At 34.7% G+C, this 14,229-nt stretch carries 15 protein-coding genes; 13 read left to right on the forward strand and 2 right to left on the reverse strand.

The features are described from left to right. Positions 1–321 precede the first annotated feature (321 nt). Complete coding sequence (locus tag V6S17_RS05325; protein WP_029092562.1) at positions 322–969, forward strand: ATP-binding cassette domain-containing protein; 648 nt, start codon at positions 322–324, stop codon at positions 967–969. Continuing rightward, positions 953–1,888, forward strand: coding sequence for a hypothetical protein (locus V6S17_RS05330; RefSeq protein WP_029092561.1), 936 nt, complete (start codon positions 953–955; stop codon positions 1,886–1,888). The genes V6S17_RS05325 and V6S17_RS05330 overlap by 17 nt, the downstream gene beginning before the upstream one ends. 244 nt (positions 1,889–2,132) lie before the next feature. On the opposite strand, the gene V6S17_RS05335 is transcribed toward V6S17_RS05330, so the two are convergent. After that, a complete protein-coding gene (locus tag V6S17_RS05335; RefSeq protein ID WP_029092560.1) occupies positions 2,133–2,756 on the reverse strand; it encodes an acetate uptake transporter in 624 nt (207 codons plus the stop codon). A gap of 586 nt (positions 2,757–3,342) precedes the next feature. Here V6S17_RS05335 and V6S17_RS05340 point away from each other — a divergent pair. The 3 genes from V6S17_RS05340 to V6S17_RS05350 are packed head-to-tail and all read left to right on the forward strand — an operon-like array spanning position 3,343 to position 5,429. Then, entirely contained in the window at positions 3,343–3,543 is a 201-nt protein-coding gene (locus tag V6S17_RS05340) for a hypothetical protein (RefSeq protein WP_029092559.1), read from the forward strand. Between the two features lie 35 nt (positions 3,544–3,578). Next, positions 3,579–3,881 carry a metal-sensitive transcriptional regulator gene (locus V6S17_RS05345; protein ID WP_029092558.1) on the forward strand — a complete coding sequence of 101 codons (303 nt, stop codon included), beginning with the start codon at positions 3,579–3,581 and terminating at the stop codon, positions 3,879–3,881. 33 nt (positions 3,882–3,914) lie between these two features. Continuing rightward, positions 3,915–5,429 (forward strand): S41 family peptidase, encoded by a 1,515-nt coding sequence (locus tag V6S17_RS05350; protein ID WP_029092557.1) that lies wholly within the window; start codon positions 3,915–3,917, stop codon positions 5,427–5,429. 33 nt (positions 5,430–5,462) lie between these two features. Here V6S17_RS05350 and V6S17_RS05355 read toward each other — a convergent pair whose 3' ends face one another. After that, on the reverse strand, positions 5,463–6,347 hold the full coding sequence (locus V6S17_RS05355; RefSeq protein ID WP_029092556.1) for a TetR/AcrR family transcriptional regulator: 885 nt from the start codon (positions 6,345–6,347) through the stop codon (positions 5,463–5,465). Between the two features lie 157 nt (positions 6,348–6,504). Between V6S17_RS05355 and V6S17_RS05360 the strand changes: the two genes are divergently transcribed. From V6S17_RS05360 to V6S17_RS05395, 8 genes are all read left to right on the forward strand, one after another. Beyond that, positions 6,505–7,986, forward strand: coding sequence for a DHA2 family efflux MFS transporter permease subunit (locus V6S17_RS05360; protein ID WP_029092555.1), 1,482 nt, complete (start codon positions 6,505–6,507; stop codon positions 7,984–7,986). A 225-nt stretch (positions 7,987–8,211) separates the two neighbouring features. Further along, the gene (locus tag V6S17_RS05365) at positions 8,212–8,451 is read left to right on the forward strand and encodes a hypothetical protein (RefSeq protein ID WP_029092554.1); all 240 of its coding nucleotides are present in this window, start codon (positions 8,212–8,214) and stop codon (positions 8,449–8,451) included. A 221-nt stretch (positions 8,452–8,672) separates the two neighbouring features. After that, the gene (locus V6S17_RS05370) at positions 8,673–9,395 is read left to right on the forward strand and encodes a helix-turn-helix domain-containing protein (RefSeq protein WP_080712975.1); all 723 of its coding nucleotides are present in this window, start codon (positions 8,673–8,675) and stop codon (positions 9,393–9,395) included. A gap of 105 nt (positions 9,396–9,500) precedes the next feature. Next, positions 9,501–10,730 (forward strand): BglG family transcription antiterminator, encoded by a 1,230-nt coding sequence (locus V6S17_RS05375; protein ID WP_080712974.1) that lies wholly within the window; start codon positions 9,501–9,503, stop codon positions 10,728–10,730. Between the two features lies 1 nt (position 10,731). Further along, the gene (locus tag V6S17_RS05380; RefSeq protein WP_029092553.1) at positions 10,732–11,013 is read left to right on the forward strand and encodes a PTS sugar transporter subunit IIB; all 282 of its coding nucleotides are present in this window, start codon (positions 10,732–10,734) and stop codon (positions 11,011–11,013) included. Between the two features lie 18 nt (positions 11,014–11,031). After that, positions 11,032–12,393 carry a PTS ascorbate transporter subunit IIC gene (locus tag V6S17_RS05385; protein ID WP_029092552.1) on the forward strand — a complete coding sequence of 454 codons (1,362 nt, stop codon included), beginning with the start codon at positions 11,032–11,034 and terminating at the stop codon, positions 12,391–12,393. Between the two features lie 11 nt (positions 12,394–12,404). Further along, the gene (locus V6S17_RS05390; protein WP_029092551.1) at positions 12,405–13,247 is read left to right on the forward strand and encodes a transketolase; all 843 of its coding nucleotides are present in this window, start codon (positions 12,405–12,407) and stop codon (positions 13,245–13,247) included. Next, positions 13,240–14,166, forward strand: coding sequence for a transketolase family protein (locus V6S17_RS05395; protein WP_029092550.1), 927 nt, complete (start codon positions 13,240–13,242; stop codon positions 14,164–14,166). The genes V6S17_RS05390 and V6S17_RS05395 overlap by 8 nt, the downstream gene beginning before the upstream one ends. The last annotated feature ends 63 nt before the right edge of the window (positions 14,167–14,229 follow it).

Consider the following 14,229-nt stretch of genomic DNA (forward strand, 5'->3'; position numbering starts at 1 on the left):
AGGGATATTCAGTACATGTGTTGGTCTGAGTCACAATTTTTATGAATAACAAGTAGTACTAATATAACTAAGTCATATGCTACACAGCAAAGAAGCAGGTTATTAGTGAATTTAAAAGGTATGAAAAAAACAGGTATCTCCACAAGTAAAACACACTATTATGACTCGAATAAAGAGTTGCTATAAGGGGAACAGGTAGCTGGAGTGATGAACGATCTTTATCGATCGTTTGACTGTAACACATGAAGGGAAATCTTCAGTTAAATAAATATTTAATTTTCGAATCATACGCTACTACTTTTTAGAAAAAGAGGAGTTAAAATGATATCTATACAAAATTTCGCGAAAACATATAATAAAAAACACATTATAAAACACTCTAGTTTTAAAATACCACAAAATCAAATTACTTTTTTAATGGGAGAAAATGGTGCCGGAAAAACGACTTTTATAAAATGTGTGACGGGTTTGGAAAAATGTGAAGGTGACGTGACGTTTACACAGGGGAAAGATTGTTTTGTTGTATGGGACGACACCCCTTTTTATCAAAATTTATCTGGGGTAGATAACCTGTTAATACTTGGCGATAGCAAGCTAACAAAAAAAGAAGTGATACATAACTGTCAAAAATACGTGGATAATGCTTTATTAAAGCGCAAAGTTAAACATTATTCATATGGGCAGAAGAAAAAACTTTCTTTGGCATTAGTAGCGCTTCTTAGACCGAAATATTTAATAATGGATGAAATCTCTAATGGTCTAGATTTTCAGTTTAGTAAAGAGTTGAAAAAAATAGTATTAGATTTATCTAAAGAGACGACAATTTTACTTACTGGTCATCAGTACGATTTTTATAACGATATAATTGATAATTTGTTGGTGTTTGAAGATAAAAAAATAGTGATGCTGGAGAAGAATTTTAAATCTGAAAAGAAAAAATTGGAGACGATATATGATTCGCTTTATTAAAATGGAACTTAGACATGCCATGAAATCAAAAATAGTTGTGAAGTTTATCATAGTAGCGACTGTACTGTTTTCGATGATTCTGTTGATGAACTTTGCAGCTGTGAATTCGACCCACAGTGATTTTCAAACGCAAGTTAAATTTGCAAAAGAAAACGGCGAAGATATTAACGTCGAACTAAAAAAAGAGTATAAAGTGACTGAACAGAGTTCAAATAGTACCCACATCGAGAACCTGTTGTCGTTTTACAAAGAACTATTAGATAAATCAATTTTTGCCAGTAGCAATGAGTATCGTTTAACGCAAATTTTTGAGTCTTCAATCGTATTGTTTCCAATTGTATTTGGTGTATTAGGTATTTTTAATGCCACATACGATTATCGATTTAAGACGATAAAATTAAAAGCAGTGAATGTCAATCGTAAAACGCTCGCAACAGGTAAACGCCTAACAAGTTGGCTTATTAGTATTGTTATATTAGTGGTAAGTATTTCTTTAGCATGGTTGGTAGGATGGGCAATTAACAGCTATTTACAGCAATTGCATACTTTCAATACGACAGTGTCATTACCGCTAAGAGATATGGGATTGAAGGTAGCATGGACCGTTTTTTTAGCGATATTCTACTGTGAATTAGGCTATACAATCGGGTATATAACTAAAAATAGTTCTATCAGTATTATCGCCATATTTATTGTTAGTTATATAATGCCGATGTTGAATTTTAACTTGGGATATTTTGATATTAACAAAGCGATTTTAGCCATTTCAGCTCAAGTATTTGACTATTATGGCGTGATTCAAAATGAATTTATCATTCACCCTTTTTCATTTTATTCAATAGCTACCCTTGTTTTTTATGCGTTACTTATGGTTATAGTCAATAAAACAATTGCTTCAAACAGAAGTAATTTCGAATAGTTGAAATGAAAAAATATGTATATAGTTATACTTTTAGGTCTATCAATTAGGGTGTTGGTGAATTTTCACTAATGCCTATTTTTCAAATGATAGCGAGAGTAAAAAAATTGTAAAATTGCTACCATAAAAAAGATAGCGTTTCGCTGATTTAAAAAATAGGATTCTAACAGTAAAGTACGTCTTTATTGATAATATAGTGTGTGTTAGATAAAAAAACCCCCCAGAAAATTCTGGGGGGTTAAATTTATTTGTTTTGTGATGCTTTAATGATATTGAATTTCTTGCCAATTGGTAGAAATACAAATCCGAAGTGAGCGTTTAAAAGAGCAGCAGCACTTCCATAAAAAGCCAGGATTGAAACAATTAGTTCAGCAATTGCTGCAACATTATGGAAAAATTCTGGTAAAAATCCTAATGTAGAAAGTGATAAACCAAGGAATAAAAAGTTAATGAAGAAGAAAATAAAGAATAATACTTTATTTGTTTCTAAGGCACCGATTGTCATAAAGAGCGTAAAAATCAGGTAACCAACAAAGGCAAAACCAATTTGTTTAGGATCATAGCTGACTTGTAGTGCATTACCAAAAACACCACTTTGAATCATCCAACTGAAAGCAGTCGCAATCCAGAAAAGACCATATCCGAAAAAGGCAGTTGCACCAAAAACGTTTTTAACTTTTGCATCGTAAAACGCTGCGATTATTTGACCGATACCACCAAGGATAACTGCCCAAGAAATAACACCGCTGACACTTTCTGTCCAACCTAATTTTTGTGAAGAGGCAACCAAGGTTACAATTGCTAGTCCGAAAAGTCCAATCGCAGTTGGATCAATTCCGCTGTGTTTAACATGTACTTCGTTTTTCATTTTAAATCTCCTATCAGTATATAATAACAACCTTTTAATAGTACCATTTATTCAACCGGAAATATATAGTAATATATTAGTAACTAGTTTTATGTTCAGTAAAAAAAGCGCTAATCATAGTAATGGTTAGGTGTTTTTTATCTTTCATGCTTTTTTATATGTTTGATAGTGTAATACTCCTTACTTATTAGAATGTATACACGTTTCTAATGAAACAATTACAATACAAAAGATATTGAGTACTAATTACAATTAACTTTTTCAAAAATACTGTATAATCATTATATAATTGATGATGGAAGTTTAACTGTTTAAAATTGCCTTTTGATAATGACTTAAAATCATTTTATGTAACTACGGTGCCAAAGGTGTGATTTATAAAAAGTGGGTGACTGATATAAACGCCACATCAAAAGTAACGTTAACTAAGGTGAGTGTTTTATAGAAGTATTTTCTTGGATTTTGTCGATGTTACGACGATTAAGGATGAACTGCCAACAGACGCGTTCAACCAATTGTCAAGGGTATCGTTGACTGTTATACTGAGGAGGAAGTTAAATTAGTGTAGTTTGAGAGGACGATGAGGATGAAACTGAATTTTGAAGCTAAAAACCTGATTAAGGCACGAGTGCTTTTGCAAACATTAATATTTATGGCAGCTTATTATATTATTGCCCAATATCAAGGGAAATTTAGTTGGGGTTACTTTGCATTGATTTCCTTCTTAGTATGGTCGGTATTTGCTTTCACACCAAAAAAAGATCGATCAGAAAACAAACCAAAATAACTGGGTAATAACGTATTAACACATAGGAGGCTAGGATGATGGAAAAACATGAACATGCGTTAGAGTGCATGTCTGAAAGTAAAAAGGATGCCATCCAGAAAAGGCTTCGACGTGTAGAAGGACAGGCACGAGGAATACAAAAAATGGTTGAAGAAGATCGTTATTGTATTGATATAATCACACAGATTTCAGCAGCTAATGCGGCACTAAAAAAAGTATCATTAGAATTGTTAGAGCACCATACGGAACATTGTATGGCAAAAGCAGTCAAAGATGGTAATGTTGAAGGTATGAGTGCTGATATCATGAAAGTAGTTAATCAAATTAACCGTATATAATATATAGAACTGATTGAAGGAGTAGTGAATAACATGACAGAAGATTCCGCAAATAAACAACCAGAAAAACAACCAGAAAAACAACCAGAGAAACAGCCGAAAATGCTTGTAATTCGTCGCCGTTCGCTTGTATTGGCCCTCATCAGCCTTTTTGTTGTAGGTGCGCTTGTGATGGGTATTTTCTCAGTGACATATTTCAATACTAAGAGCAGTAATAACAATGGAACAAAGGCAGGTTCAGACAACGCCTCATTTGAAAAAATTTATGAAGTATATGATAATATTACCGCCAATTATTATAAAAAAGTTGATTCACAAAAACTAATTGATGGTGCAATTTCAGGTATGTTAGATTCATTAGATGATCCCTATACAACATACATGAATCAGGAAGAAACCAAAGGCTTTAAGAGCGATATTTCTTCATCGTTTGAAGGTATCGGCGTCGAAGTCCAAATGACAGATAAAACACTCACTGTCGTATCACCTATTAGTGGCGCACCAGCAGAAAAAGCAGGCTTGAAGCCCAATGATCAAATTTTAGAAGTTGATGGTAAATCAATTCAAGGTAAAACATTGTCTGAAGCAACAAATAAAATTCGTGGTGAAAAAGGGACACGAGTATTATTAACCATTCAACGTCCAGGAGAATCGGAAACACGTAAAGTGAGTATCAAACGTGACACAATTCCAATTGAAACAGTGAGCACAAAAATGTTAGATAATAAAATTGGTCATATTAGTATCACAAGTTTCTCTTCACATACACACGAAGAAGTTTTAGAAGGTCTTAAAAAGTTAGATAAAGAAGGTATGAAAGGGCTTGTTGTAGATGTCCGACAAAACCCAGGTGGTTTGTTAGACCAAGCAATTGATATTGCGAGTCTCTTCATTGAAGATGGAAAACCAGTTGTTTCGATTGAAAATAGAGCAGGGCAAAAAGAAGTCTACAAAGCGGATTCATCGAAAGATGGTGATTTCAAAGTAAAAGTACCTGTCACTGTTTTAACAGATAAAGGAAGTGCTAGTGCTTCTGAAATTCTAGCAGGTGCTTTAAAAGAATCAGCAGGCTCAACATTGGTTGGTAATACAACCTATGGTAAAGGCGTTATGCAAACAGCTGGTGAGTTGGATGATCAGTCAGAAGTGAAATTAACAACAGCAAAATGGTTAACCCCCGATGGCAACTGGATCAACAAAAAAGGGATTAAACCAGATGTCAAAGTAGATGCGCCGAAATACGCAAACATCTCATTATATGATGTGACTAAAACATATCAAAGTGGAGATGTATCAAGCGCCGTTCAAAGTATCCAGCAAATGCTTAATGTGTTTGGTGCTGATTTAAAACAAGCAAAAGGAAGTTTTGATGATGCAACTGTTGCAGCTGTAAAAGCTTTCCAAGCAGAACATAAATTGCCAGAAACAGGTAAAGTAGATACAAAAACAAGCACAGTTCTCATTACAGAGTTACAAGAAAAATTAAGCAGTAACGATACCCAACTTAAAAAAGCACAAGAGGTAACTGCTACTAAAGTGAAAAAATAGAAAACTAAAAACCGCCAAATTTTGGCGGTTTTTTTATAGTGCTATTTTAATATAATGCCAGAGATGCATGGCCAATTCTTTTGAAACACCAGAGACAGGCGTCTTTTCAAATGTTTGGCGAAAACCAGGTAATATCGATTGAATGATGTGATATTTTGGTGTTTCTTTTTGTAATTCAGCCAGAATGAATACAGCATATTCAAAACCTTCTGGATTATTTTTTACAGAATTAATAGCGATGAACAGTTCAAATTCACTTATTAATGCCGCTTGAGTAAGTGGACTAAGGTCGATGTTATTACGAATGCTATCCAACATTTCAACTGAAATAGAAACTTCTTTGGTGCGAAGCATATTTGGTAGAATAGCCTTGATGTTTGCTAATGACCGGCGGATAATTCGCTCCGGTTCAAACTGTGTTTCACCCGAACCAACAATGATACGGATAACGTGATGAATCATCCCAAAAGTAAGAACGGCAGCTTCATAGCTATAGGGTTTTACCTCTTCACCATGGACCTCCACAAGACGATTAGACAACCAGTCTAATTCTGTTAAATGATGTAAATTTACGACTTTTTGAATTTCTTTATCATCCGAATGATAAATAGATTCGAAGATACGCACAAGATTACGTTCTTTATTGATCCGCATAAAAACACCAATTTGACGAGCAAGGATATCTTCATCTGCTAATTTTGATCCAATCGCTAATTCATTTCGCAAGAGCGTAGCTTCTGCACGGCTTTCTTCTAAGATAGCAATCAAACACTCACTCTTAGAAGTAAAGTGGTTATAAAACGTACCTTTAGAAATTTGAGCAGCGGTAATGATATCAGTCATAGAAGTATTAGTGAAGCCTTTATCGATGAATAGATCACGAGCCGCATTTATAATTTGTGTTTTACGTAGGTTCATATCTGCTCCTTTTTAATTGTTATATACCATTATTCTAACGTCAAAGGGTTGATTTATCAAGAGTACAATAAAAAAACAAAAAATATATTGCTATAATTAGACCGATGGTATAAAATTGTTCTAGCATGGAAAATGAATCGATAAGGAGATACAATTAATGACAACCGAAAAAATCGTACAAAAAGCACCAATTGGGATGATAGTTATTTTGTTTATTGGAGCGTTCGTAGCGTTTCTTAATAATACATTATTAAATATAGCATTACCAACAATTATGAAAGACTTTAATATCACTTACTCAAAAGTACAATGGGTAACAACAGGGTATATGTTAGTCAGTGGGGTATTGATTCCTGCTTCTGCCTTTTTCATTACTCGTTTTAAAACAAAAGGGCTTTATATTACGGCAATGGCCATTTTTACAGCCGGTACAGTATTAGCTGCGTTGTCACCTAACTTTGGGACATTGCTTGCTGGACGTATGATTCAAGCAGCAGGGGCATCAGTGATGTCGCCGCTATTAATGAATGTTATGTTAAAAAGCTTCCCGATTGAAAAACGTGGAGCGGCAATGGGAACCTTTGGATTAGTTCTCTTTGTTGCTCCTGCAATTGGACCCACACTATCAGGGTATATTATCCAAAGCCATGATTGGCGCATGTTATTTGAAATGATTGTGCCATTCGCAGTAATTAGTTTATTACTCAGTGTCTGGAAGTTAGAGAATATTCTTGATACGCGTCATGTGAAATTGGATTACCTTTCATTAGTATTATCAACGGTTGGATTTGGTGGTTTATTATATGGCTTCAGTTCTGCAGGTGATAAAGGTTGGTCAAGTCCCATCGTCTACGGCATGATTGCTGTTGGAGCGGTAGGGTTAGTGTTATTTATTTTACGTCAATTACGCATGAAAGAACCAATGTTACAGATGCGTGTTTATAAATACCCAATGTTTGCATTAGCTTCTGCTATTTCGATGATTTTATCGATGGCGATGTTTGCCGGCATGATTTTAACACCTGCATACGTACAAAGTGTGCGTGGTATTTCACCTTTACATGCAGGTTTGATGTTATTACCAGGTGCATTAGTCATGGCGATTATGTCGCCAATTACAGGTCGCTTATTTGATAAATTTGGTCCAAAGATTTTAGCGATTACTGGGTTAGTCATCACAGCAGTCGCAACATATTTCTTAACGCAATTAGAAGTAGATTCAACGTATACGTTTATTATTTCAATTTATACAATCCGTATGTTTGGTATTTCATTAGTGATGATGCCGATAATGACGAATGGTCTGAATCAATTGCCACAAGAATTGAACCCTCACGCAACAGCTGTTAATAATACGGCGCAACAAGTCGCAGGGGCGATTGGTACAGCTATATTGATTACTATTATGGATAAACACATTGTGACGCGTGCAACGGAGCTAGCAGCAACCGCTAAAGAAAAAGCAATTCAAGCAGGTGCAGCAATGTCTCCAGATCAAGTCGCTGCAGTGAAAGCTCAAATTACACAAACGGCTTTACTTGATGGTATTAATTATACGTTCATGGTTGCCACAGGTATTACAATTCTAGCATTAGTGTTATCGTTCTTCTTGAAACGTTCGAAACCTTTCGGAAAATAATCAACAAATGCTTAAACAAGCACCCTCTATTTTGGATAGTGGGTGTTTTTGTGCAGAGAAGAATTTTTTAGTTTTCAATATAACAGCTTATTAATTTAACTGTTTTCCAAAAGTTTTCTTTATGAAAAGTGTATTGACAGAGTTTATGTGCTAACATAAAACTAATGAAACGCTTTTAAACCTATTTACTAAAGCCGTAATTAAATGAGAGAAGAGGTTATAAGTATGCTGAAAAAAACCGTAGTAGCCTTAGCGCTATTTTTTATGATTTTAATAGTAGGTAATATAATGTATTCTTTTTTAACTGAAAAAACAGGTTTTGATTATCCGATATGGCTGCAAATTGTGATGGTTATTTCTTTTAGTGTTCTTGCTATTATGAAAGTTCAAACGAAAAATTACATCGTAACGCTGGCTGCTAGTCTAGCAATTATCTTACTTATTACAAGCCTATTAAATACGTGATTTTTGAATAACTGAGTTAAAGAGTGTAGACATTGAATTGTCTACATTCTTTTTTTATAGTTTTAAGGTGAGAATCATGCCACCAGTGGTTTAGTTTGGTGTGATGGAGTATAAAATAATAATTAGAGTCCAATAGATAAAAAAGTTAAAAGTTAAATTGTGCTGAAGTTAAGTATTAAATAGAGCGCTTACAATATATAGTTTTAGTGGGGGGAGCAAACATGATAAACAAAAGATTCAATCGTATTATTGTGGAGTTAGCTAAGAAGGAAGAAAACATTATTACAAAAGAACAACTGATGTTCTTCTTGTCTTGTTCAGAGAGTAAAGCGCTTGAGGAAATAGATAAAGTTAATATGAATTTAACTTTACTCGGTCTTCCGTTAATTGAACAAACAGGTGATCAGTTTTTCATTTCGGCATTAGTTCAACATCGTTGGAACGAAGTAATCATTGGTCGGAAATTCGCGACAATAGTCTATAGTGAGTCTGACAGACAAGCACTACTCTATTTAATTACTTTTACTGAGTTAGAAAATTTATCAGTTTTTCATTATCAGTCTTTTTTAAGAGTTAGTCGTAATACAGTGTTGGCTGATATAAAAAAAATGCGAAAAAAATTAGAGAGAATGAATATTCAATTAACATATTCTCGTAGAACTGGTTTTCATCTCGTGGGTAATGAAAAAAATGTAAGAACTGTTGCACGAAAATACATTCTTAAAATAGCTATAACTGAGACAGGAAAGTGGGGACTTTCACAAATATTGAAAATAAAAACGAATACCTTTTATTGGGAATTAACAGCAAATTTTGAAAAATTTATTCAAAATAATGAATTGTCAGTTGTCCCAAGTCGTATTGAGGAAACTATTTGGTTTATTGGTTTGTTACTATGTCGAAGACTACAACATCCAGTTATTTTTTCTAAGCAAGAACTTTAAGAGTTAGAACAACTTAATATATATAAACTAAGTGAACTTTTTTTAAAAGAGTATACCGAGGATGAAGATAATAGTAGTGAAATTGCTTATTTCACAATCATTTTAATGACAATTGTACAGGGTGATATTAGTGATACTTCGCTCAATCATTGGATGCAAACTGCTGATAAAATCATCCGTAATATGGAACGATTAGCAGTTGTGAATTTTAGTAATCGACAAAAATTCGCAATTGATTTGTTTAGCCATCTTGTCCCTGCTATCTATCGAATCAAATATAAAATGCCTCTAAGTAATGTCATGATTGATCAGATTAAAGAGTCGCATGAGGAACTTTTTGAATTGACGAAGAGTGCACTTTATCAACTAGAAGAAGAGATGAAAACAGTTATTCCCGAAGATGAAGTAGGTTATTTTACAATTCTATTTGGTGGTCAAATTGCTCACCAAACACACACAGAAAAAATAAGTAATTACAGAGGTATTATTGTTTGTCCTAATGGTATTAGTTCTTCTCTTATTATGTCAGCAGAGTTAAAAAAATTATTCCCCACAATTGAATTTAAAGGTATTTATTTAGTTAGTGAAGTGTCTCAACTATCAGATGCAGAATACGATATGATTTTTACAAGTGCTCCAATAGCATCGCCCAAAAAGGGTTATCAGATATGCCCCCTTTTAACGACAAAAGAAAAAAATCAATTATTACATGAAGTGCAACATGATTTCTTAATTCCTGGACTAGTCGTTCCCTCTATTAATGAAATTGTTGAAATAATTTTAGATCATGTCGATTTACGCAAAGGCATAACCAAAGAAAAACTCTTACGTACCGTTACAAATAAGGTGATGAAAGAGGTTAGAGGAATGAAGGAGGACGGCCCTATGTTGAATGAAATATTAGATAAAGATACTGTCCAAGTATCCGATGAAAAGCTTGATTGGGAGGAAGCTATAGCTCTCAGTGCAAAACCATTAGTGAACAATGGTAGTATTGAAAAAAAATATATCGAAGCGATGATAAATAAAGTGAAGGAATTTGGTGCTTTTATTCATATTGGCGAAGGTGTTGCCTTACCGCATGCACGTCCAGAAGATGGCGTTAATAAGTTAGGAATGTCATTGCTTAAAATGAAAGAACCAGTTTTTTTATTAGATGATGAAAAACATCCGATCAGAATTTTTATTTGTTTAGCAGCGGTGGATAATGAGATGCATCTTAGAGCATTATCTGATTTGACAAAAATCTTGTCCCATAAAGAAAAATTACAGTGTTTATTAGAAGCAAAGACGCAAACAGAACTATTGAAAATTATAAATGAAGGAGTGATTTAGGATGAAAATTGCAGCGGTATGTGGATCAGGACTAGGGTCAAGTTTTATGGTTGAAATGAACATTAAAACAGTGCTAAAAGAGCTTGGATTAGAAACTGTCGAGGTGAATCATTATGATTTGGGGAGTACAACACCCGATTTAGCAGATATCTTTTTTGTAGCGGCAGATTTAGCAGATAGTGCGGGACATCTGGGAAATGTTGTTGTTTTAAATAGCATTATTGATATGGATGAACTGAAAGAAAAGGTTACAAAAGCATGTCAGAACTTTGGAATTTTATAAAAATGAGGAGGGAATAACATGAAAAGTTTTTTGAATGTCTTAATCGATGTCGCAAGTACACCAGCTATTTTAGTAGCATTAATTGCTGTGCTTGGTCTTGTTTTACAAAAAAAATCAACAAGTGATATTTTTCGAGGCGGTATTAAAACATTCGTAGGTTTCCTGGTCGTCACCGCTGGAGCAGGTGTTGTACAGGCATCATTAGAGCCATTTGGCGAGATGTTTAAAGTTGCCTTTAATATGCAAGGAGTTGTGCCAAACAATGAGGCGATTGTAGCGATTGCACTTACCAAATTTGGAACATCAACGGCTCTTATTATGTTAATTGGAATGATATTTAATGTCCTCATTGCGCGTTTTACACGCTTTAAATATATTTATTTAACAGGGCATGCCACTCTTTATATGTCATGTATGATTGCGGTTATTTTATCAGTGACAGGTTTTACAACCGCACCACTGATATTATTAGGCGGTTTAGCACTGGGTATTGTAAATACCTTATCTCCTGCGATCTTACAACCTTTTATGAAAAAAATCACAGGTAATGACACTGTTGCATTAGGTCATACAGGAGGTGTGGGTTATGCATTAAGCGGCTTAGTTGGTAAATTATTTGGAACTAAAAGCAAATCAACAGAAGATATTAATTTTCCAAAAGGTCTTGCTTTTTTACGTGATTCTACGGTCAGTATTACAATTACGATGGGAATCATTTATATTATTGTGGCGTTATTTACAGGTAGCAGCTACATTACTGAAAACCTTAGTGGAGGAACAAACTACTTGATCTATGCTTTACAGCAAGCTGGTACTTTTGCTGCAGGTGTATTTGTTATTTTATCTGGAGTACGTTTAATACTTGCTGAAATTGTGCCCGCATTTAAAGGTATTTCCGAGAAACTTGTCCCTAATGCAAAACCGGCGTTAGACTGTCCGATTATTTTTCCATATGCACCTAATGCAGTTTTAATAGGCTTCTTTTCTAGTTTTGCTGGTGGTATTGTCAGTATGATGATCATGATTTTTTCAGGGGGTGTCATTATTATCCCAGGCGTGGTCCCGCATTTCTTCTGTGGTGCAACTGCAGGTGTTTTTGGCAATTCAACAGGTGGTTTAAAAGGAGCTATATTTGGTTCATTTATTCAAGGAATTCTTATTAGTTTTTTACCTGTATTATTAATGCCTGTTTTAGGGAACCTAGGTTTTGCGGATTCCACATTCTCAGATGCAGATTATGGCATTGCTGGTATTTTCTTAGGTGGCTTGTCCTCCATTGGAGGGAAAATAGCCGTTATCATTGGTATTATGTTAGTTTTAGCAGTGATGTTTGTTTTGACATATATGAAAAAAAATAAAAATACAGAAGTAATAAAATAGGAGGAATCAATATGAATTTAGAAGTATTTGCTGATAAAATTCGATATTATACTTTACGAGAACTTCATACGTTAGGTTTTGGGCATTACGGTGGCAGTCTTTCAATTGTGGAAACATTAGCCGTTTTATATGGTGAAGAAATGAACACATCAGTTGCTCAAAAAGATGATGTTCAACGCGATTATTTTGTGTTATCAAAAGGCCATGCAGGACCATCTTTATATGCAACGCTATTTTTGAAGGGTTATTTTGATGAACAGACACTGTATAGTTTGAATAAAAATGGTACAAGCTTACCATCGCATCCGGATCGTAATAAAACCCCAGGAATAGACTTAACGACAGGTTCATTAGGTCAAGGTATATCAGGTGCAACTGGTATCGCTAAAGGACATAAAATTGCAGGACGATCTAATAACACCTATGTTATTGTTGGAGATGGTGAATTAAATGAAGGGCAATGTTGGGAAGCTTTTCAATTTGCAGCACATCATCAATTAGACAACTTGATTGTTTTTATAGATGATAATAAAAAACAACTAGATGGCTTCACCTCTGAAATATGCGAACCGTTTGATTTTGTAGAAAAAATGACAGCTTTTGGTTTTGCAAGCTGGCGAATAGATGGAGGAAGTACTAAAGCAATATCTGAAGCTGTGAAAGAAGCAAAAAAAATGATAGGAAAACCAATAGCAATCGTGTTGGATACAGTTAAAGGTCAAGGTGTGCCTTTTTTAGAAAACTTGAAGGATAATCATCATCTTCGACCAGATGAAAGCATGCAACAACAAATTAATGATGCGATTCAAGAGTTAGGATTAAGACTAGGGAATGAGGTGTCGAATCATGTTTAACCTGGAAATGAGACAAGTTTATTCACAAACATTGCTTGAACTGGCACAAAAAGATGAGCGAGTAGTCTGCTTAGAAGCCGATTTATCAAGTTCGATTAGCACGAATAAAATAAAAGAAGAGCTAGGAAAAAGATATATAAATGTCGGTATTATGGAAGCAGAGGAAATGGGTGTCGCTGCGGGTTTGTCAGTAACGGGCTATATCCCTTTCATCCACACATTTGCTCCTTTTGCGACACGACGTGCATTTGATCAGGTGTTTATTTCGTTAGGGTTTGCTCAAAATCATGCCATTATTGTCGGTAGTGATGCCGGAGTGACTGCAGAGATGAATGGTGGTACACACATGCCATTTGAGGATCTTGCTTTAATGAGAGCCATCCCTAATATTTCTGTTTATGAAGTATCAGATCCACATCAATTCAAATATATTTTAGAGCATTGTTATAAAACGAAAGGTTTGCATTATATTCGTACTGTTCGTAAAGTGACACCACCTATTTACGAAGGAAATGAAGCTTTTGGAGAGGGATTGTTAACGGTAGTAGAAGGAACCGATGTTACAATAGCAGCGTCGGGTATCATGGTGAGTGAAGCAAGGTGTGCGGCTGAAACCCTACTGAAAAAAGGTATTTCTGCAAAAGTAGTAGATGTGTTTCGTATTAAACCGATAAATCAATCGAAAATCGTTGAAATTGCCCAGATGGGACCCATAGTAACCGCAGAAAATCATAATGTTATTGGTGGTTTAGGTAGTGCAGTTGCAGAAGTTGTTGTCGAACAGCATCCTGTAAAAATGAGTCGTATTGGTGTAAAAGAACAATTTGGTCAAGTCGGAACAATGGCTTATTTGATGGAAGAATATGAGCTGACAAAAGAAGCTATTGTAGCGGCTGTTGAACAAGTTTTGAATAAATAAAACATAATATAAAAAACAGCACATGACTGAAGCGACCCCCAAAAGCTAGACTTAAAATCTAAC

This window comes from Brochothrix thermosphacta DSM 20171 = FSL F6-1036 (assembly GCF_036884295.1).
GTDB lineage: Bacteria > Bacillota > Bacilli > Lactobacillales > Listeriaceae > Brochothrix > Brochothrix thermosphacta.